Source organism: Pseudoalteromonas sp. T1lg122, assembly GCF_002964825.1.
Lineage (GTDB): Bacteria > Pseudomonadota > Gammaproteobacteria > Enterobacterales > Alteromonadaceae > Pseudoalteromonas > Pseudoalteromonas gelatinilytica.
This window is the reverse complement of the sequence record NZ_PQCG01000032.1, coordinates 180,262-201,603: the sequence shown is the minus strand read 5'-3', so window position 1 is coordinate 201,603 and position 21,342 is coordinate 180,262. Positions and strand designations below refer to the sequence as shown.

Here is a 21,342-nt window from a genome sequence, read left to right as displayed (position 1 = left end):
TTTGATCGGAAATTTCTGATTTTTCAAGATTTTTTTACAGCTCAAAAAAACCAAACCCTTAAGTGTTAGGGTTTGGTTTTGGCTCTAATTCTAAAGTTAGTCCTGGTTTGACTTGTTCGCGAACCATCCAGACTTTTGATTGCGACTGAGTTTACCTAGTAGCTTAATCGCTCTTTCTAAAGTGATGCGTTGATCTGCAATATCACGATAAATTTGATTTGCGCGCTTTTTGCGTTTTACGGCAGCTCCAGCATCTAAAAATGATTCGATTAGTTGATTAAAGTATTTAACAGGTAATGATTGCTGTTGTTCCTGTTGTTGACTAGATTCATCTTCTTCTAGCTTTTCTAATAGGCTTGATATTTCTGCTTGGCAAAACTCATTTTGCGCAAGATGAGTTTTCTTTAAAACGGCTAACTGTTGTTTCATGTAGTCTATATCTATGAAATTGAAAGCAACAATCATGTTTAGCGTGGTAAGTGCTGTACGAAACTCTTTTGCTGAGCAGCGTTCATCAAATAAATGGCGTATGATTTGATGTATTTTCTGCCATTGTTGCCACGCATACACGTAGTTTAAACCCGCACCTTTAATGTTTTGCATGCCTACAATAACTTGATGCGTATTTGGCAGACCTAATTCGGCGATTGAAGTCGTTAGTTCATCAGCAGATAAATTACTGTTTTCATGCACTGTTAGTTTAGATTTAGTTATAGCTAATAAGCGCTCTTTTATTTCATTCGCATTACCAGCCATATTTTCTTGCAAAGTAGCCAATGCGTTTCGTTGAAACAGGTGACGGAAATTACACAAAATAACACTTATTTGTGAGTCTGAAATATCACCCAAAATTTCTTTTACACACGCTTTATTTAGTGTCCCTTCACTCAACGACATTAATTTATCAGCATTAGCGTGCCCAAAAGCATGTGCAAAACGAGCCTGGACTTGCTCTGTTGTGAGCAAGTTAAGTTGCACCTTCAGGCTTTCGAGATCTTCAATATCATTGTTTTCAATAAGCTTATCAATTCGTTCTGTTAGGGCATGAATAAAATAACTATAAAAGCCATCAACGTTGCTGCCTATCACTACAATTCGGTCAAAACGTAAATCATGGCTCAAAATATTCGCGAATACCTTCGAACGTGCAACACGGTCATTACGATTATTAATCAATGCAATGACTTGTGTTTTGGGGCAATCATTAAGCCTATAAAGGTCAAGTCTTCGCCAATTTTCGAGCGTTGCTAAACGTTCATTAGCAGACATACTATTTACAAAAGACTGCTCTAAATTGTTTATAGGGGCGCGAGGAAAGTGTTGTAATACGCCGATGTCAGGAATAATTCGCGCAGAGGTCTCTTTAAAAACATAGTCTTTACTGAGGCCAATGTGTTTGGCCATTTTGCATACTAAAGCAATATTTGCTGGATGCTCTTGGTATGGATAAAGCGCCCGAATATCATCAGTAATTTGTAAACCATCAGCCCAGTGTACTTGAATTAGGTTAGAATTTTTCTGTTTTGCATTAGTATCAAGTAGCGGCGCCATATTCTGTTCGCTAGTGAATACTAAACTTTTTTCCCCAATGAAATGGCTTGTTTCATTGGCAACATCAATACCTGTTGGCCCTAATATATCTTCATGATCTGGGTATGCATTGGTGATAGTTGAAAAGTTGTCTTGCATCCAATTGCGTAAAATTCTCACATAGCGTGGGGTTAAGCCCATGCATTCCCATAGAAAAACATCAGCTTGTACATTTTTTGCAAAATGTAAAACATCACTTTGCTCCCAAATACTGGCTTTATCAAAAGGTCTAAACAGGGGAATTTCGAATTGTTCACCACTTGCTCTGGCATAGATCATAGTTGCCTCGCAACCCGTCGTTTTACTAACGACTTTTAATGTGAGGCTACTAAATAACGCTGCTTTTAAACGCTCAGTTCCTGATTTTCCTCGTGTACCCCAACCCCCAATTGAAACAGGAATTTGAGCTCTATCAGACTTTATTTGGCGGCTTATCTTCACATGTCTTGCCCAAAAGTAGGCAATAAAGCTAAGCACAAAGAATATAAGCTGGCCTATGCTATTTTGGTAAATCGAATACGCATACTCTTTAAAGCTAGACCAAATATTAAACAGAAAAGGTGTAATTGCGAGCTTGTTGTATAAATGACTGATACTTGCTTCAACGGGGAAGGTGACATCTAGCACGCTGCCATATTGCTGAAATTCCAGCTTAAATCCTTTCTTTTGTAGTATTTCTAAAAAGTGTCTTTGCTCAACTTCAGAGCCATTACGCAACTCGTTTAATTTTTCAAAGTTAAACGATATCCAGCTATAACAGTAAAGTCGTTTAAAAAGGCGCTTTGGAGGCGTGACTATTAGAATACCATCGGGGGTGTAAGTTTTTGCCGACGTTTTTATGTGGTCTTGAGAAAGGCTACTTAATAGAAAGTCGAGTAATGGTAAGTGTTCACGAGCGCTAAATTGTTGTTCATCAAAGCGTGGTTCGCCAGGAACTTCCGTTTGACTAATTTCAGCCACTGTACTGCTAGGCACATGCATAAATGCACTCGGTTTTCTTGCTTGTAAGTGATTGTAGCTTTGGCGTTTATCAGTACTGGGTGTTTTGAATTCATGCCATAGTCGCCAAAAACGAAAGCCACGCTTGTAGCCATGCTGCACTTGCCATGATTTGTTATGCGCATTGACATTGTAGGCTTCGAAATTTTGTGCCTGATTGCTTAATAGCCGACCAAGAACTTGTTCATCCCAATCGGCTAAATTTAGATTATTTTGGGCGCTTAAGTCGACTTCCAACTGAGCCACTTGCTGCTGGTGCATAAAGCTGACAAGTTGTTCCCGTACTCGGCTGATAATTCGACGAATAGCGAGGCTCGGTTCATTTTCTAGGCGCTGATTTAAAAATTCCACAAACGATTTAAATAGGCTATTCGTTTGCTGCTCTGTCTGACAATCCACTTGCAGATTAAACATGATGCGAGGGCTTAATTCGAGTAACAAGCGCTTTTCAGCAAAGCTAACTGTTGCTTTTAATTGTTGCTGCCAAATTTGCAATCCTTGTCGGTGTTCACTAAACCGTGGATCGGCTAATTGTTTAATGAGGGTTAATCGTACAGCTTGCTGTGTTTCATATTGTAAACCCTCTAAGACAAGCTGTTGTGAGCATGACCAAGGTAACACTGCACATTGCTCGTAGACACTTTGTCTTACTCTTGGGTACGGATGTTTTGCAAGTAAAAATAATAGTTTAACGTTAACCTCACTGAGGTTAAGTTGTTTGCTAATAATGCTAGCAAAGGCACTGAGTAAAAATAATTGCCTGCGGTCAATTTGCGCGCTGTCAGGTAACTCCAAATCGATATGAGAGCGCATAAAGTAGCGTGTGAATGTTGGCCTTAAATTAATTAAGATTTCTAAAATATCGACCTTTGCTGCATGCGGTGTGGTAGGCTTTTCAAGAGAATGCAGCAGGTTTTCAACTAAATCTGCATTAAAGTCAGGATCATCCACATATTCACTGAGTAGTTGCACTTGATTAGCCAAAGCGCGAAAAATTGAATTGCGAATTGCTTCATTGTCCGTTTTTTCTAATAACGATAGGAAGAAGCTTTCTAAATTCAGGTTCAGCCATGACTGTGCAATTTCGTCAGCATGAATGCGCAAATATCGATTTGCTAAATCGCCGAGTTTACCGATTAAAAATTTCAGTGATTGTTCAAGTTCGGAGGTTTTATCTTGGTAGCGATTAATCATTGCACCTTCGTCAAACCAGCGCTGAAAAGCCTCTTGATCTTTTTTGAGCTGTATACGGTCTGCACCTAAAATATATGCGTAATCAAGAATGTGGAACTCACGCTCAGCCTTTAACTCGGCATGGCTTAAGCGCTCTACAAAACGGCGATGATCGGTATCAAGTTTAAGCAGCTGATTCTGTAAAGTGTCAATTTTGTGTGTCAAAAAGGCAATTGCTTGCAGCAAAAGCCAATCATCTTCATCATCGTCATCAGGTTGGTTTTGTATCAGCTCCCATTGGCTTAATTCATCAACCAGCTCACGATATTTTTGACGGTATAAATCTAACCAAAAACTGGCAATATCCGCAAAAAGCAATGTTTCTAGACGTTGTTTAAGTTGTTTACTGCTCATAATCACTGTGCTCTAGCAAATGGTTAAGTTGAAGTGCAGGGAAAATAATTTCATCATGAGCAAAAGGTGCAAAGCCGGTGTGCTGGTTATTACCTGATGAAAACTCGACACTAATATTATGATTGTTCCAGACCCAGTCTTGCTGCCAACTAAGTTTCAGCCAGCCATTTGTGAAACTGCCTAAATTAACTTGTTTTTGCCATGCAAAGCGAGTGATGTATTGCCACGTCGCAGTGGCTCTATGATCGTCAGCAAAGCGATAGTAGCTATCAAGGCCAACTTGAAAAATGTGGCCATGATAATACTGATTCCAACTTGAGTTGAATTTTAAGTAATCGAGACTTAACCAATCATCATTAGAGCCAGAAGAGACGCCAAAATTAAGGTAGTTATCAACCCAAGGTTGATAACGGTACTGGTAATAACTCAACCAGCCAGATGCATGATTTTCACGGTAGAAGTTGAAAATGCTCGAGTTGAGTTGCTCATCTGCTAGGTAATCATCTAAATCTGCGCTGCTATAGCGAATATAAGGGGTTACTTGCCATTGGTGACGGTGCACGGTATCGCGCTGCCAGGACTGACCAATACTGATACTTGCATCTAATGCATACTGAAGATCAAAGCTGTCATGACTAGGTTGCCAACGTGAGTTGATTTGTGTGTCGATATACCATGGGCTGTTTTCATCTTGCCAAGAGTGGTATCCATTTATGGCAAAAATATCAGCTTGGGTATCGCTCAGTGAGTAATAGCCTTCTAATTGATACCAGTGGTTATCATCATTGACTCGTAAGCGGGCACCTATATCTATTTCTTCACGGGCAGGAATATCTTCGGCACTTTGGAAAATTGTTTGCTGATCGTAGCGAAAAATCCCTGCCAATTTAATTCATCACTATGCAAGTTTACCTGCTCATTGATGATAGATGGCTGCTCTGGGGCTTGATAAGTGATCAGTTCAGGCAACAAGGTTTTTGCTTGTGAATAAGGCGAAATTTTATTGCTTTGCTCACTCAGCTGCCAGCTATATAGGCGTACGTACTGCAACTTATCAGCAGTAACTTCAACCTTCCCCGCAGGGTGGAAGAACCGCCTTTCTGTGCGCTTAAATTCATTCATTTCTTCTAACTTAATGAGTCTGTCAGCAGGTAACTTGGCCATTAAAGGCGTATCAGGTGTCACAGTGTAAAAGAGTAACGTTGTTGGCAGTGCTAAGTGTTGCCAGCGACCTGCAATATATTGCTCAGCTTCGATTGTTAGATGCTGCGATAGATAGGGGTTCAACCACCTGAGCGAAATGATATTGTTATCCAATTCACGTTTGTTAAATGTGAAAGGAATGCTTTGCTGTTCAGTGACTGACCAAATCTTTTGAACACTTGCTAATTGCAATGACAGGTTAGCAACATTTGCACGCGCCAACTCAGCAGTAGAGAAGTTAAATTTAAAACGGATCTGTTGCCCTTCAGTTTGTGCTAAATCAATGTTTAATGTGTGGAATGGGCGCAGTAGAATGCCTTCATTGGAACCTGCCTGTGTATTAAGCAGTGTAAAACGATCGGCAAAACTGCTTTGCGCAGTACTTTGCATATCAAATAATCGCGTACCAGCAAAGTCGAGCAAACTATCTAATGGCTGCCATTGACCATAACTTTCTATTCTGTTTTGTAAAAAGGTTGACTTAGCATCCGCATCTAAGGTTTCTAAGCGCTGTAGAAGTTGTGTGTATTGGTTATTGGTAAGGCGTTTTTTACTGAGTAAATAAAGCCCATTTAGTAGCAGGTCTGCTTGTGTTGCGTCAGCCGAGTAAATGAGCGACATAATATCGTTTGATGTAGATTTATTTGCTGCATCAGATACATAATCGAACTGGCTAAATAAAGACTCAGGAATGAAACTGACATCAAGATAACTCGTATGGTCAGCTGTTATTGTAAGCGCTTCTCCAGCTTGAAGGCGTACTACCAGAGTGGCTGCCACTGACGCTGCTTGTTGGTTTTTAACAAACAAGGTAGTCGCCGGTATATCGCTAAAAATTGGCATAAGTTTATGCTGATATTGGCTCTGTGCCATAAGCCAAGCCGTTTGATACTCACCGTTTTGCTTGGCTGCTGTGCGTGCCTTAATAACTAAATTAATAGGCGTTTGGGCAGTAAAAAACCACGGCATTGCTTCTGTGATGACGGTATTTTGTAATTTACCTTGGCTGTTAATGAAGGTTTCTTGCGAGCCCGCTTTTAGCTGATACCGAGCTTCATCAATAAAGGGGTGTGCACTTAAAGTCTGATAGTTTAGGGCTTTAAAGCTTTCAGAGACTTTAGTTGGCACAGTTGATGAGTAAGCAAGCCACGCAGCCAAACGATGCTTTTGCTGTTTCACAGCTAAATTAATCAAGATAGGCTGGCACTCTTTTATGGTTGTTAAGTTACCTGCACACAGTGCAAATAGTTTAATATCTTGACGTTCTGTTTGATAACTATCAATCAAGGCTCTTGCTGCAAATTGCTTCAGCTCTAATTGCTGTGTACTTTTGTATAATCCTTCTAAATAACTATTTGCTAAATGAAATTGCTGTTGTTCACGTAAAATTGCCACTCGAAGTTGCCAAGCCTGTTCTGCAATTGCTGTATCAGCATTTTGTGTCAGAGGCTTTAAAAATGCTAAGGCATCGAGTGGTGCGCTCGATGCTAAGTCTTTGGCTGTGAGTAATGATTGTTCGGCATTAAAGGCCGTGACGTTTTTACGTGCTGGCGCATAGGGCTCGATGGCCGCTAAATAATCGGCATGTTGTTTGTGTAGGTCATCTGCAATCAATTTTGATATCGCTGGGCGTAGATTCTTAGTACTGACTGCTTGTTGATATATCACTTCATCACTAGGCAGATCGGTCAGTGTTCTTGCATAGAGCGCAAATTCAATTTGATTCGACTGACTACTTAAGCTTTGAATAGTCAAAGACTGGCTGTTAAGCGGCACTGAAATTATTAATGATTGAAAGTCTTCTGTTGCTTTTAGGTTTACTAACCAGCTATTTTCACCTGAAGACAGCTTTAACTGGCTATCTTTAGTGCTTTTAGCAATTAAGGTTAGCCAAGGTGTTGCACGTTTTTTGCTTGATAAATCAAATAGCTGTGCTGACTGATTTAAAGTGGAAATGAGGCGAAGCTGTTGATTTATACGTGGATAAAACTGATCGTCAACTAAGCGTTGTTCAACGAGTTCTGAAACCATACGACTTTTAGTCTCCACTGCGCTAAAAGTGCGGTAACTACCCCAAAGTTGAGATTGCCCAGTCATCATTGATAGCAAGTTATTGTGACGTTTAGTGGCAAGAGGGTTATTTGCTGTAAATACATCATCACTAAGTACGTGTAATGAGTGGTCGTTATAAACCGCTGAAATGGCATCATTTGCGACTTGGTACCAATAAGGTAGCAAGTGTTTTTCTTGTTCTTTTTCAGCAACATTATCATCATAAATCGCACGATGACTTTGCTCTAGTTTGATAAAAGCATCGGTTTTACTTTTTATCGTTAAGTATTGCCCCGCAGCAATTGCTAGGTACTCAGTATTTTCAAGGCCTAGCGACTGTTCTTTATATTCTAAGGCTTGACTATTAATGGTATTTATTTTGGCGACCAATTGTTTATCGACATATGCATAAACAACACCTTTTTCATCAGGTTGTTGCATATTTTGACGAACAGATAATTTAAGTTTTTTCGCCGCAGAGAAAAACAAGGTAACTTCGTCATCTTTGTTTAGTTGATAATAACGCTCACTACCTCGGCGATTTTTAGTTACAACGGAGGGCTTAGCAAGCGATAAAGCACGTCTAAAGCTATCTACATTTTGTGGTATATGACCAACCATGGCTGTGAATGTAGTATCTTCATCCAGATGATTTTGGATGGCGACAATTCGGTTATGGCCCATAGCTGGCAGCTGGCAACGTTTCGTATCGCAAAGTAAGTCACGATGCACTTGCAGTCGTTGTTGTATGTATTGTGTATTCCCCGCACTAATAATAAATTTATTAAGGTGATCAGGGGCAATGTCTAGCCAATGTCCTTTAGGAAGCCAAAGGTAGTGATGTTGTTTGGCATTAAAGCGCATATCTTGGCTGGTGGTAAAGGGTGCGAGCTTAGGCGAAGTTTGCAGCCAGATTGCAGGCTCAAGAACACCTCTATTTATATCAACAGCGTATGTAGGCTGCATTGAAAGCAGCAGTAAAATGATAGCAATTATGAAATAAGGCATTGGTTAAACAACTTTAATAGCTGGTTATTAGAAACTAATCGCTCACGCAACTGGCGACTTAACTCGATATGAAAAAATTGGCTGTTCTTTGGGGCCAGTGATGCAAGAATATTTGTCGTACCTCCGAGTTCTTTAACATCCAGGCCGTAAACCATCGCAGTGATCTTTAGCTGCTCGTTTAGACAGGCAGTTATTGCAATCGTCCGTGTACTAGGTATTACATGACCATTACTGATAATGGCATCTGCCTTTTTACCCTCAGGCGTTTTTCTGTTTTCTTTAGCAAAACCATGTAGTTGATAAATAGAGAATGATTCAACATGTTCAGCGTAGGCAAGAATAAAGGCATTACTCGCGCTTTGTTTATACTTTCCAAAGTCAATAAGTTCTCCATGTTCATCACGGGTGTTACGGTGTTTTGTGTTGCTTAAAAAAACTTGGCAGTGATTAAATAGTGCCTTTGCAATAGTATGAGTATGTTTGTCATAGAAGCGATGAGGTGCATAAGCAATACATTGTTCACCTTGCTGTCTATAATGAATTTCGCCGCCCGAATTTAAAGATTCATTAGCAACTAGTGCACCTTGTTTGGTAGTGAAGTGCGCAAGAGGATATTGCTGATCAGCAAGCCATAACTTTAAGTTCAAGGTTAGTTCATTCAAACTAGGTGTTGCGTGGCATGCGGATACAAATAACCACACTGCAATCAGCATCATTTTAGTTTTCATGGTTCCACCACCTTACCTTTTGCTCTTGCAGAGGGTATTCCTCAAGTACAGAAATCCACACTGTGTCAGTTGCTTGTAGTGTTAGTGAATGTAATTCAGCAATGTCATTAGTGATTGTTTGAGTAATACTCGGATAACTTGTTAATTGGCTATTTTTTGGGTGAATTAAAAATGCATCGAGTAATGCAGATTGGTGCAGCATAAAACGTTGCTTGGCGATGCTGTATTCACTGGTGAGCCCTGACTTGTAGTCAGCATTTTGTGTGAGCGATAACTCAACCGGTTCGCTGCTATTTGCACGAAAGACTTTAAATACGACGCTCATAGGGCGCTGTTGTGCTTTAAACTCAAGTGTCAAAGGCGCACTTTTATCAAGCTGGTAAATACGTTGCTTAATCCAAGGGCGTTCTCCATACCAGTTTTGATAGATCGTTTTCGCCTGTGATTGCAATTGCTGCAATGTCTCCACCGATAACTCAGACACTGTGACTTCTTTACTGCTGTTGTTAGATAAGCGATAAACTAAGTTGTTGTCCTCAGAATCGTTATAAGGAGAGTAGTTATTTTTTTTGTATAAACCATAGTTAAAGACTTGTGGTGGCAACTTGGGCATAAAGTAGCGATCAGGGCTTAATACTAAAGCGACATTTGACAGAGGCAGTTTGTCAAATAGCTCTTTAGATTGATAAAAAGTTGTCACTAACTCCGGCTCTTTTGGCGGAGTAAAAGTACGAATATTAGTAAAGTGTGCTAACTGCGTTAACTCATAATGATTTGCAGCTCGTTGCTCATACCAAGCGGCAATATCGTAAAAGCCATTTATCGGTTCAGGTAAATATTGATGAGAAATTGCTCGTTGATAATTAAAATCAGCAAATCGAGATTTTAATCGAACGTAGACATCTTTCTCGGCACTAATTTTCAGGTGATGCGCATTATCAGGGGTACGTAAATAGTAGCTGTTGAGCATACCAACACGCTGCCTTTGTGTATTATCGGTGATCACGCGATCAAAATCGGATACGTCGCCTTTTAAAGTGACACTATAGTGCTCAATCGCCTGGTTATGTTCATCATAAATGATCACGCTGAGCTGATTCGTTTGTAAGGCACGAACATCAATATTGAGATTGCTACTTGGCTCTATATCAAAATTTACACTGGCAAATTCATTCACCAAATAGCTGCCTGCATAACTTGTTAAAATTGCGGCGCCTGATGCGGTTCGCCAACTAGTTAGTAATGGCTCTTCACTGCAAATAGTGACTAGCCCAGCATCAATCAGTTCTGTTTTATAATTATTGTTGTTATCAGTTACCGCGAAACTAATCGGTGTTGGTGCTTTAAATTGATGCTTATCGTGCCAAGTTAGCGATGGTAAATACTGATTTGAATTGACTGTGAAATTAAGGCTATCAGTGACATCTAGGCTAATGCTGGCGCATAGACCAAGTTCCGTGTAATAGGCACCTAAGTCGTGCTGCTGCATACTAAAGTCATAGGTCGTGACATTGTATGGCAGAGTTTCATATAAAATGTCGGATTTAAAGTCGATCCCAGGGATCCCTTGAGGTGCAATTTTTTGCCACCAAAATGCCATTGCATTACTAATTTCGGCGTTGGTAAGTGTGTTTTCGCCCATAGTAAGATAATCAGTGGCGCGTCTTCTTCTTTCTAAAGGGCGTTTAAGCCAGCTATTGAGAGGATCGATACTTTGTTCAGGCGTTTTGGCATGGACACGAACAACCACACCTTGTAGTGATTTTTCTTCTGGGATTAATGTTAAATCTAAAGTTTTTGCATTGGGGTAATGAGTAATTGGCAGATAAAAAGATTGTCCAGAAGCAACATTAAGCGATTGCTTATTCTCAATAATTTGTTTGATCTGTTGCTCTTCACTATTGTTAACTAGCTTTGAAGCATGATGGTAAATTTTATCTAAAATCACATTACCTTTATCGTCATAAAGAACGTATTTAATTGCGTAATTTACCGGTAACTCAAGAAACACGGATTGGTCAAACACGGCATTCGATAGAATTCGTAATGAATGAGTACGCTGGTTAGAAAATGTAAAACGCAGTGGTTTTTCGCTGCTTAACCACTGTACATTAGAACGTGTTTCCGTATTGCTACGCGCATCCACGGGTTCCGCTGAGTCTAACCACACTAAAAAGCTACGCCCTGCAAACAGCACCGTGAAAAGTAATAACAAAATAAGCATTAGGGCGAATAAACGTTTAATTAAATACACGTTGACCTCCTCCCATTAGCTGATTAAATGCAAGAACATCAATTAGTTGATTATTCGTCGGGTTGTAGATGGCAAGAATGCTATTGTTTTGCTTTATCATTAGCGCGAATTTATCAAGGTGTTCCAGTTTGATGGTTTGTAAACTACACGCGGTTATTTGGTGACAAAGATCTCGCAATGATGTGAGGCGTTGATTAGCGACATAGTTATTTACAAGTGTTTGTAGCTGTTGGTTTTTATTATCATCCAATGGTTGCCAGTTATAAGGCGATAAAGTAGCAAGGTTGATTACCTTGACCTTAGAGTTACTAGATATGGCTAATAAACGCTGCAACACGCTACTTTGATCCATCGAAAACTGTTGTTTAAAATCAGAAGCAAGCCACAAGGTTGCCAGCTCACTGTTAGCATTAAATTGCTGATAGCCAGATTGCGGTGAACTGCCAATCTCAAGGCCTCGTGTGGCTTGTTGTCCCATGACTGTTTGATAATTGACACCTAAAGCGATGAGCTCATTATCAAGCTGCTTCATTAAAGGAATCGCAGTATCACTTATTTGTGTTGTTGAGAATGCAATCGCATTTGGGCGTATCCATGAAGGTGCACTATGACTGCGAATTTGAATATTCAAACTAGGCTGATTTTGAGTAAAGCGTAAGAAGCTTTGGTGAATGATATTGAATAAAGAGTCAACATTATCTGCAGCTAACACATTTGCTTGTGGATGAGCATAAGGGTGAGCACCTGCGACGAGTAAGTTTGCAGCATTCGCTCTGGCAAATAACTCACTAGCAAAGCTTAACGTATTACTTTCAAACAAAGGTCTAGGGACACTTAAGGTAATTGCTTCGTGCTCGGTTAAATTAAACAAGAAAATCCCTTGGCCTTGTTGTAATGCTACAGGAGTATCTAGCGGGCTCAATAGTAAATAACGTCCACTGTTGTTTTTCACAAGCCTCAATTGATAGCTTAAAAGCTGTGCGGTGCCATTAATTTGTTTTAGCTGATTTAGCATATCTTCATTCAGCGCATCATTTCCGATGCGATCAATCAGCTTATAAAGTGGTGTTAAGACCTCGAACTCCCAAAGCGCTACCTGACTTTTAGAAAGTGGTTGATAGTCAAAACTACCTTTTTTGCTTATATGGGCAGAAAATTCATCTACTATTTGATTGATTTCTTCATTTAATTCATTGAGTTGTAGGTTGCTGTAATGGAAATTCTCACGGTAAATACTGGCCAAAATGTTGGTGTAATTATCGCCATCTAGAAACATTTCAAACATTGAGCCAGAAAAATTTGAAGAAGGCAGGCTGCTACTGGTTGCCGTACCAAAGAAGGTTGTTTCACTACCTACAAAGTCGTGTAGCTCGCGCTGACTAACGGAATGAGGTAATTGGTTGTAAATCCAATATTGACTGCTTGCTTGTGTGGCAGCATCTGAAAACAACGCTGAGGTATGGCGGTTAGCCTCTCTAATTTGTAGTATTTCCGTACCTTCTAATGCAGAAATAAAAGCCTGATAAAATGGGCTTTGTTGGTTTTCTTTTGCTAAGGTTTTTAGTGGTGTTTTACTTGTGCCGAATACCAAGGCCTTACTTTGCAGTTGTTCGAAAATAAGACCAGCAGAGTCACTGGCTAAACTTTCAGTAATGGGAAATGGCACGGTGACCAATAAAGGGGTTTTAGGATGTTTGTTTAAAACAAACAGTCCTCGCTGCCTATCTTCAATTGTATCAATCAGATAAATATAGTTTTCGTCACTTTGTAGTAAAAAGCCTATGCTTGTAAATAGAGGCGTGAGATCAGCAATACCTTGCTGCTCAATGATGGCCTGATCAAGTTTATACACAGCATATTTAAACTCAGAAACCGTTTGATTCGCTTTATAGCTACTGACGCTTACTTTATTACTTCGGCTTGTATATAGGTAACTTTTGTATTGGCTAACTTGCTGATTTAGCGTAATGACATGCATCTGTTCAGTTTCTGGTTTAAGACTCGGCGCAGAGAGCATCGAGGGTAGAAGCATAACGATAAAACCAACAATAATTGCAAGTAACCCACCCACGATAGAGGTTTGCAATGTTGCTCTGACAACAAGACCTAACGCATTCTTTTGATAGATCTTTAATGCCAGTAACGTTGCTAACATATAGCCAAACGCAAAGGTATCAGTCACTTTTATGGTAGGAAAATACCAAACCACAATGTAGTTAAGGATTAGTTTATAAATAAAGCCGATAGTGAAGAACAGCATTAATAATCTGGCACCTTCAATATTGGCGTGTTTAAGTCTGGTAAAGTGAATAAGCGAGCCACCGATTGCTAAAATTATGGCGGTTTCAGCAAATGAAGTCAGTAATTTACTAGGTTGGGTTAATTGCAGTGCCAACAGAGCTGGCAACATGATTCCGTTAAACTCCCAGCCATATTTAATATTTGCGCGAGAGGCTAGAAAAGCAGTAATGACAAGAATGATATAGGCTTTTGGGGCTGCAATGATGGACGCAGCGACTGCTTCGTACATAATACCCAAATTAGCAATACTAAAGTTTGTAAAAGGCATGAGTACAAAACGTACGAGAATAAATGTAATAAGTAACTGAATAAAGGTTACTTTTAAGCCATATTTAAAGCCTCCGTTCCACATTACATTTGCTGTTAAGGCGATAATGATAAGACCAAGCGAATAGAGCTGTGAAGCATAATCAAAGGTGATATCCCAGCGACTCAACTGATTAGCAATCACTGGCCAGAATAAGGTGTCCATACACACACGGACTAGAATACTTAACAATATGATGGCAAAAAAACGGTCACGACCAAACATTTGGCTGTAGCCAAATTTTTCCATCATATAGTGTGCACTGAATCGCATTAAGGCATAGACAACGATAGCTTCAATGATAATAACTGCTGCAGAGGTCGGGCTAATGATAAGCAAAGGGACTATATAACCTGGTACAACAAGACCCGTTAATGGAAAACCGAAGCGCAAGTTAAGCAAGCATACTACTGCGGTACCTACCCAAACTGTTGTGATAACAGATTGACCAAGGCCACTACCCGCAGGGAAGAGTGCTAACACAAAGTCCATTAAACTTGTCCCTCATTGCGAGCTACATGGTTTTCGATAAACTCGAATAATATACCTGACACTTGGAAAGGCTCACCGGAAGCTGCTTGTGAACCATCAGTATGAAGGGCTTTAATATTCAAGGTGTAACTTTGTTCTCCCAACTTTGCGGGTAAGGCTACTTCTGCTTTGTTCAGAGTGATATAACGTAATTTGCCCTTAGCAATTTCAGCGTCTAAGTCGCAGCTTTTGCAAAGTAAATCCAGTGCAGTCATTTCAAAAATGGCGAGTTGGTGCTGTTTGGCAAATTGCTCAAGGGATGCGTTTGTTTGAATCACTTGACCAAACAAATTAAATAGCACGGTTGCAGAGCGGGTGTGATTAAACACCATTTCTAAGGTTGTTAGCTTTTGCTCCATTTCATTAATAGATTGTTTAACCTGCTCACTAATCGGCTCATGAAGCTTTAAGGTTAGCAACTGATTTAATAGGCTATTGTTACTCGCTTGAGTCGTTTTAAATATATGATAATGGAAAAGCAATTCAGCAACTTGCGCAGCGAATTTATTGACGTTTTTTTCAAACGCTTGCTGGTTGAAGTATTGGTTGGGGATAACAGATAATGCCCAAAAGCCACGGACGTCACCGGCATAAACCAAGGGTGCCATAAATTCGATTTCACCTTCTTTAATATGTGTAAAGAAGGGGCGGGTAATTTGTACAACCCCTAATGATTTTAGAGCTTTGCTGTAAGGTGTGCGCTTGTAATCACGGCGCATTTCTTGAATATCATCTAAATTACAATTAATTGCACGAATTTCAACAACACGATGATCATCTTCTTTTCGAGCAAGGAAAATTGATTTTTCTAAGTCTAATTGTTGGCTAATTAATTGAATGATTGGGTCCCATGGCGAAGCTTGCTCAATAAAGCTTTGTGGAATAAAACGGCCCATCATTTTTTGCTGAATATTGTTTACAACGGTGTTCAGTTCATTATCTTCAGACATCTTTCTAACAATAATCACCCAAAATAAAGTGATAAAGGTCAGTACAATATATTGCCCGATAGGGATGAAAAGTTGGTTCATCTCAATGAATACATAACCTATTAAGCACCATAGCAATACGCTGTTTAAGGCAATAATAAAAGAGTAAATAAGCGACAGCTTTTGAAAGCTAAAAAGCAGTACAAGAACAAGCGCAAGCTCAACGAAAATAGTCAGTAAGCTATTTAACTGTTTTACAGTCGTTTGTTTATCAATACTGTCAGCGAGGTAGGCTATCAGTATTAAAGGATCATTTAGGCCGTCGAGTTTTGGGGCATGAATGAAGACATTAAAAGCGGCCGTTTTTTGGCCAACGATAATGATTTTATTTTCAAGCTGCTCACTCATTACGTCTACATCGAGCACCCGTTCAGCACTAAACTTTGGTAGCGCAGTGACAGCTAAATCAAAGTCGATAAGTTGTACGTGTTCTGCATCGTAATTAAATATCTGCTGCCAAATACTTTTGCATTCAAGCTCATTTGATTGCGGAATGCGCATTTGATAAGTAGCCCAATTATCAATTTTTGGTACGCAAAACTCGTTCCCTGCGTAAGGGTAATAAACATTTTTTTGTTGTACTGCAACTAAAGGTTCATCAGCAAGCACTACAATCGCTCGTGGTTTATATTCAACCAATTTTTCAACGAGTTGCTGGTGATTTTCAGTTAAACTTGCGCTGCTGATCAGGACTACATTGGTTTGCTGAGTGTGACTTAGTGACTCTAAATTTTGATAGAAAAAAGCATTGCTAGCCTGAAAAAGGTTGAACACATTGCTTAACAAGACCACACAAAATAAGCTTAAGGTAAGCCAAAAAGCGCGCACGTTTTTTAAACGCAACAATTGTTGAACAGCAGACACATCTCCTCCTTAATCAAGTATTGTGAATGTAAGTTTTACATTCGTATCATTACTTGCTGAGATCTTTAAAAAGTCAAAACCGTGCATTTTCTCGGTTTGCCATAGTCCATTATCTAAGCTGATAGCATCTTGCCAGCTAATTAGTGCAACATTATCTAAGCGAGAGATTGCTTCACCTGTACTTGGTGCGTAATGCCTAAATTGTAGTTTTACGCCCCTTGGTGGAAGTTCTTTTGGTCCTAAAGTGAATTCATCTGACGGTAAACTAAAGTCATGGCTAAAAGCGTGCCATGCTTGATCACCCCCTTCACTTACATCAATTTTATGCTGTGAAAAAGTAAGGTCGTCAATTTCGGTTGTATAACTCAAAAGCGCATCAATTTTTCCACCGTTTTCTGCTTGTAAATAACCATAAAAAGAGAAGTCTTTACTCAGTAGTGGATCGCCATTTTCATCTGTGAGTTCCATCACTCGCATTGTGTGTCTAAACGGTATTATCGATGGCGTATTATCGAACTCATCTCTACTAGAGCACAGCGCTTGTATGCCTGCATAAGGTTTATCTGTACATGGAAATACACTGTCACTAGTATGATCCCAGCGGCTCACTTCAAATGCTTCGCTGTCGTTATCCCAATCTTCAAAATCGCCAAACACCATTATATCGCGTCCAAATACCGCACTGCTGAGCTCGCCGCTGGTTACTTCTATTGATGATAAAAATGCCGCCGATGAAGGGCTGTATTGTCGTAAGTCAATAATGTCGCTGCTGCCATCTACCTCAATCGTAACGTCAGTTGTGCTCTGTGTTGCTTGGTTTTGGCTGAAATAGACTTCACCATAATTATCACGAGGAATTAAAGTGATATTGTCATCAGAAAACTCAGCAAGGCGTCTTAATAAGTAGTGAGTTAGAAATCCTGTTGTGAACCGTGGTTTATAATCTTCAACAAAAATAGGATAAGCAAAAGCCCGGTTGACGGTTTGCGTATTGGTATTTAAATCGATCATTACTGCAACACCGAGTAAGGTATCAAGGCGAGGTTGATCAAAGACAAAGTTACCCAACCCCAGCACTGCTGGAATATCGTTATAAACAGCAAAACCTTGCGCCACATGAGGGTGATGAGCAATAAGGAGATCTGTATTTTGTTTTGATAATGCTTCAAAGCGACTGCCAATATAGCTTGAAGGTGAGTAGGTGTATTCATCTCCACCATGCATTTGGGCAATGATAAATTGCGAAGAATCCTGTTCTTCTAATGATGATCTAACGGTATCTGAGTTGGTTAAATTTGCAGCCCCGCCTTTTGTTAAATCAGCAATATAACTATATTCATGTTCTTCACCAGTAATCGAGGTAGCGGCAAATAACACCAGAGTTACATTATCGAGCGTTTTACTGACGGTAGTCATTGCTTGACTCTCATCAAGACCTGCACCGCTATGAAGTAAACCTGCATTGCTTACTTCAATGAGGGTATCTTCTAAGCCGGATTGCAAGTAATCGTAGATATGGTTATTTCCAAGACCAACATAATCTATGCCTATCTCAGTGAGCCCTTGTAGTGAGTCTGGTAGACTAAAAAAGCTAAACTCTTTGGTTGGATGGACGGTTGCAGGATTAGTCGTCACTGGCGACTCTAAATTTACAGACGCAAAGTCAGCATTTTGAAATAACGCTGCGACATCCGCAGTAATTGCAATGCTGTCTGCTCCTGCGGTATCTGGGTGGATCAAGGCATCAGTTACATCGGGAATAGACGTGCCCATGGTTTTTAAATTGGGATCTAAATAACGACGGCCAAACATAGTATCGCCAGCAAATAAAAGGCTTTTACTGCTCGATGCTTTAGTTTGGAGTTGAACTGTCTTTGTTGATGAGTCAGGTTGATTAACGACAATACTTGCTCGCGGAAAATATCCCGCTTGCTCAACCATAATCGCATGATTGCCATAAGCAAGGTTACTAATACTTATTGTACCATCGCTATCAGACTGATAGGTTTGCCCTGCTAAGGTAACACTGATATTGCTAAGAGGTGTTTGATTTTCATCGGTGATCGTAAAAGAAATATTTGCACTACCCGCAAGCAGCTTTTCGCGATCGCTGATTGCGACCTGCGTTTGCTCATCTGGTTTATCTTCGTTCGGGTCTTTTACCTTACATGCTGTTAAATTAAGACACGTAAGCAGAACTAAAGAATTAAAAAATATTTTCAACTAACGCCCCTCGTTATCACGCAATTTACATTCTATACGTCAAAATTATTATGGTTATTTTATAATTGCTGGCTAATAGGGACAACAATTGACCAGCTCTGAAAATTCAGATATTGCCTGCTCTTTGGCATTGTTTCGACGATATTTTATACTGGCGACTTAATAACCAATAATAAAGGTGTAGCTTAGTAAGTAAGTGTAGTTCAATTTTATTGGTTGGAGGAATTTGTCTTAGAATTTAGATAAATAGCAATTTGGTACTAGGAAGCGAGCGAAAATAAAAAAGGCCAATAAATGGCCTTTTTGTGCGTATGGGCTTTCACAAAATGAAAGTTAGAATTTGTATTTCACACCGAACATAGCAACAACTGGGTCAATTTTTACTGTTGAAGTTAGCGCTTTTGCACCGTCTGCATAAACAGTTGCGTCAGTTTCGATATCAATAAGTGAAACCATGCCATGCAGACCCCAGTTTTCACTCATCATGTAGTTAAAACCTGCTTGAGCTGCAATGCCGAAAGAGTCATCTAGTTTAACTTCTACATCGTCAGTACCTAGTGTTGCTTTTAAAGCCGCAGAAGGTTGCTCATCAAAGAAAGTTGTATAGTTAAGACCTACACCCACAAATGGACGGAACTTATACGTTGAGTCTAAAAAGTGGTATTGCGCTAAAAGTGTTGGTGGTAAATGCTTGATAGTCGCGATTTTGTTACCAGCTAAACCACCTGCGCCTTGAACATCATGACTAAATGGTGTTGCTGCTACTAATTCAATTACCCAGTTGTCATCAAGCGCGTAATCTACAGTAATACCTAGCTGAGTATCATCATCCGCACGTAGGCCTAACGTTGGCGCTTCATTGATTTTTGAGCTGTCGTTATCAGGGTTTACATTAATTGCACCTACGTTCACGCTTAAGTTTGCGTTTGCAACAGGAGAGAGTGCTAATAGTGAAGTAAGTAATGCAATGCTTAATTTAGTTTTCATGTTGTTCTCCGCGAACTACTTGTCTGATTTGGTTGAGGCTATTATTACCAAGTTGCAGCGGACAAAACCTGTTCTAGATCAAAGTTTCAAAAATGTTTGAACACAGTGAAGTCATTTATTGATTTAGATTAAGTTTTTAAACAGGTACGGCGAAAAAAAGATTGACTGTTATTGACTCTATATTCAGCTACGGCTGTTAAACTAAGGGTGTTGTTTGCTTATTAGGTGTTTTTCATGGCTGATCCTCAGCATTTATTTCTTCATGGCTCGATTTCAAAAGCGTTACTTAAATTAGGTATCCCGATCATCTTAATCAATATTTTGCAGTCTGCTTATCAATTAACAGATGCATTTTGGGTAGGGCGCTTAGGGGCGGAGCAAGTAGCTGCCGTTTCTGTCAGTATGCCTGTTACTTTTTTAGTGATTGCAATTGGTTCAGGTTTAGCGATGGCGGGGGCTATTTTATCTGCTCAGTACATGGGAGCTGGCCAGCAAGATAAGGTTAATCATGTTGCTGCGCAAACCATGTTAATGGTGACGCTTACGGCTTCGATGCTTGGTTTAGCAGGTTATGTGCTATCGCCATACTTTTTGACTTTGTTAGGCGTTGAAGAGCAAGTGTTTGGTGATGCCCTTAAATTTATGCATGTATCCTTTATTGGTGTTGTGTTTGTGTTTATTTATGCCATGTTCCAAGCCTTAATGCGTGGTATCGGGCAAACCAAGGTGCCACTGTATATAGTAAGCGGTACTGTATTACTCAATTTTGTGCTCGACCCATTACTGATTTTTGGGTTTGGTGATTTCTCTGGTTTTGGCGTAATGGGCGCTGCATTAGCCACACTTATCACGCAAAGCTTAGCGGCTGTTATCGGTGTCTGGGTATTTTTGCGGGGGCGTCATGGAATTCAACTTAAACTCTCAAGCTTTAAACCTGACTGGCAATATATGAAGCAAGCCTTCTTTTTAGGGGCACCAGGCTCGGTTGAGCTTTCAGCGAGAGCATTTGGTTTAATCATAATGTCGTTTTTGGTTGCCAGCTTTGGTACGCACACCATTGCTTCTTATGGTGTTGGCTCTAATATTTTGCAAATGGTGATGATCCCTGCAATGGGCCTTTCAATGGCTGTTTCGACCTTGGTGGGTCAAAACATGGGAGCAGGAAACCCGCAGCGTGCGGCACAAATAACACGCTTAGCCTCGCTTTGGGGGTTACTAGGCCTGACATCAGTGGGCGTGATTGCTTATTTGTTTGCTGAATACTTGGTGGCTTTTTTCATTCCTGATGATGAGTTTGTTATTGCTGGTGGCGCAGAGTTTATTCGCGTCATGTGCTTAACTTGGGGCGGAATAGGCGTGCAGCTTTGCGTAGTCGCTGCATTTAGGGCTTCAGGAAACATGCTAAATGCGATGGTTGTGTCACTGCTTTCGCAATGTGTTATTCAATTTCCTGCCGCGTATATTTTGTCTAAGCATACTTCACTGGGACCACAGGGCATATGGTATTCCTTTGCTATCACCAATGTACTTGTGGCAATCATTACTTATCTTTGGTTCGCAGCAGGTCGTTGGCAACGAACACAATTAACCAAAGAAGATAAAGACATAGCCAAGGTGACCCAAGAAACCCTCATTGAAGAAGGAAATCATTAATTTAAGTTTCACACTGCGGTCATAAACTCTCGTTGTAATAACCCAAGCTTTCTAACTGACTAGGGT

Annotated in this window: 10 protein-coding genes; 1 reads left to right on the top strand and 9 read right to left on the bottom strand. The window is 40.0% G+C overall.

Going from position 1 to position 21,342, the window contains the following annotated elements; all coding sequences use genetic code 11:
• Window positions 1–96 precede the first annotated feature (96 nt).
• The 9 genes from C2M33_RS13485 to C2M33_RS13445 all read right to left on the bottom strand — a co-directional run bounded on the left by C2M33_RS13485 (window position 97) and on the right by C2M33_RS13445 (window position 19,623).
• Window positions 97–4,176 carry a poly-gamma-glutamate synthase PgsB gene (locus C2M33_RS13485; RefSeq protein ID WP_105174655.1) on the bottom strand — a complete coding sequence of 1,360 codons (4,080 nt, stop codon included), beginning with the start codon at window positions 4,174–4,176 and terminating at the stop codon, window positions 97–99.
• Window positions 4,166–5,062, bottom strand: coding sequence for a hypothetical protein (locus C2M33_RS13480; protein WP_105174654.1), 897 nt, complete (start codon window positions 5,060–5,062; stop codon window positions 4,166–4,168). Before C2M33_RS13480 ends, C2M33_RS13485 begins: the two co-directional genes overlap by 11 nt.
• A complete protein-coding gene (locus C2M33_RS13475) occupies window positions 4,987–8,397 on the bottom strand; it encodes a hypothetical protein (RefSeq protein ID WP_233999201.1) in 3,411 nt (1,136 codons plus the stop codon). Before C2M33_RS13475 ends, C2M33_RS13480 begins: the two co-directional genes overlap by 76 nt.
• Before the next feature lie 26 nt (window positions 8,398–8,423).
• Window positions 8,424–9,167 (bottom strand): hypothetical protein, encoded by a 744-nt coding sequence (locus tag C2M33_RS13470; protein ID WP_105174652.1) that lies wholly within the window; start codon window positions 9,165–9,167, stop codon window positions 8,424–8,426.
• Complete coding sequence (locus C2M33_RS13465; protein ID WP_105174651.1) at window positions 9,157–11,421, bottom strand: hypothetical protein; 2,265 nt, start codon at window positions 11,419–11,421, stop codon at window positions 9,157–9,159. Before C2M33_RS13465 ends, C2M33_RS13470 begins: the two co-directional genes overlap by 11 nt.
• The gene (locus C2M33_RS13460) at window positions 11,408–14,521 is read right to left on the bottom strand and encodes a poly-gamma-glutamate biosynthesis protein PgsC/CapC (RefSeq protein WP_105174650.1); all 3,114 of its coding nucleotides are present in this window, start codon (window positions 14,519–14,521) and stop codon (window positions 11,408–11,410) included. The genes C2M33_RS13465 and C2M33_RS13460 overlap by 14 nt, the downstream gene beginning before the upstream one ends.
• Window positions 14,521–16,413, bottom strand: a complete 1,893-nt coding sequence (locus C2M33_RS13455) for a hypothetical protein (protein ID WP_105174649.1) — start codon at window positions 16,411–16,413, stop codon at window positions 14,521–14,523. The genes C2M33_RS13460 and C2M33_RS13455 overlap by 1 nt, the downstream gene beginning before the upstream one ends.
• A 9-nt stretch (window positions 16,414–16,422) precedes the next feature.
• The gene (locus C2M33_RS13450; protein ID WP_105174648.1) at window positions 16,423–18,636 is read right to left on the bottom strand and encodes a CapA family protein; all 2,214 of its coding nucleotides are present in this window, start codon (window positions 18,634–18,636) and stop codon (window positions 16,423–16,425) included.
• A 333-nt stretch (window positions 18,637–18,969) separates the two neighbouring features.
• A complete protein-coding gene (locus C2M33_RS13445; RefSeq protein ID WP_105174647.1) occupies window positions 18,970–19,623 on the bottom strand; it encodes an OmpW/AlkL family protein in 654 nt (217 codons plus the stop codon).
• 234 nt (window positions 19,624–19,857) lie between these two features.
• On the opposite strand from C2M33_RS13445, the gene C2M33_RS13440 reads away from it, so the two are divergent.
• Window positions 19,858–21,276, top strand: coding sequence for an MATE family efflux transporter (locus tag C2M33_RS13440; protein ID WP_105174646.1), 1,419 nt, complete (start codon window positions 19,858–19,860; stop codon window positions 21,274–21,276).
• The last annotated feature ends 66 nt before the right edge of the window (window positions 21,277–21,342 follow it).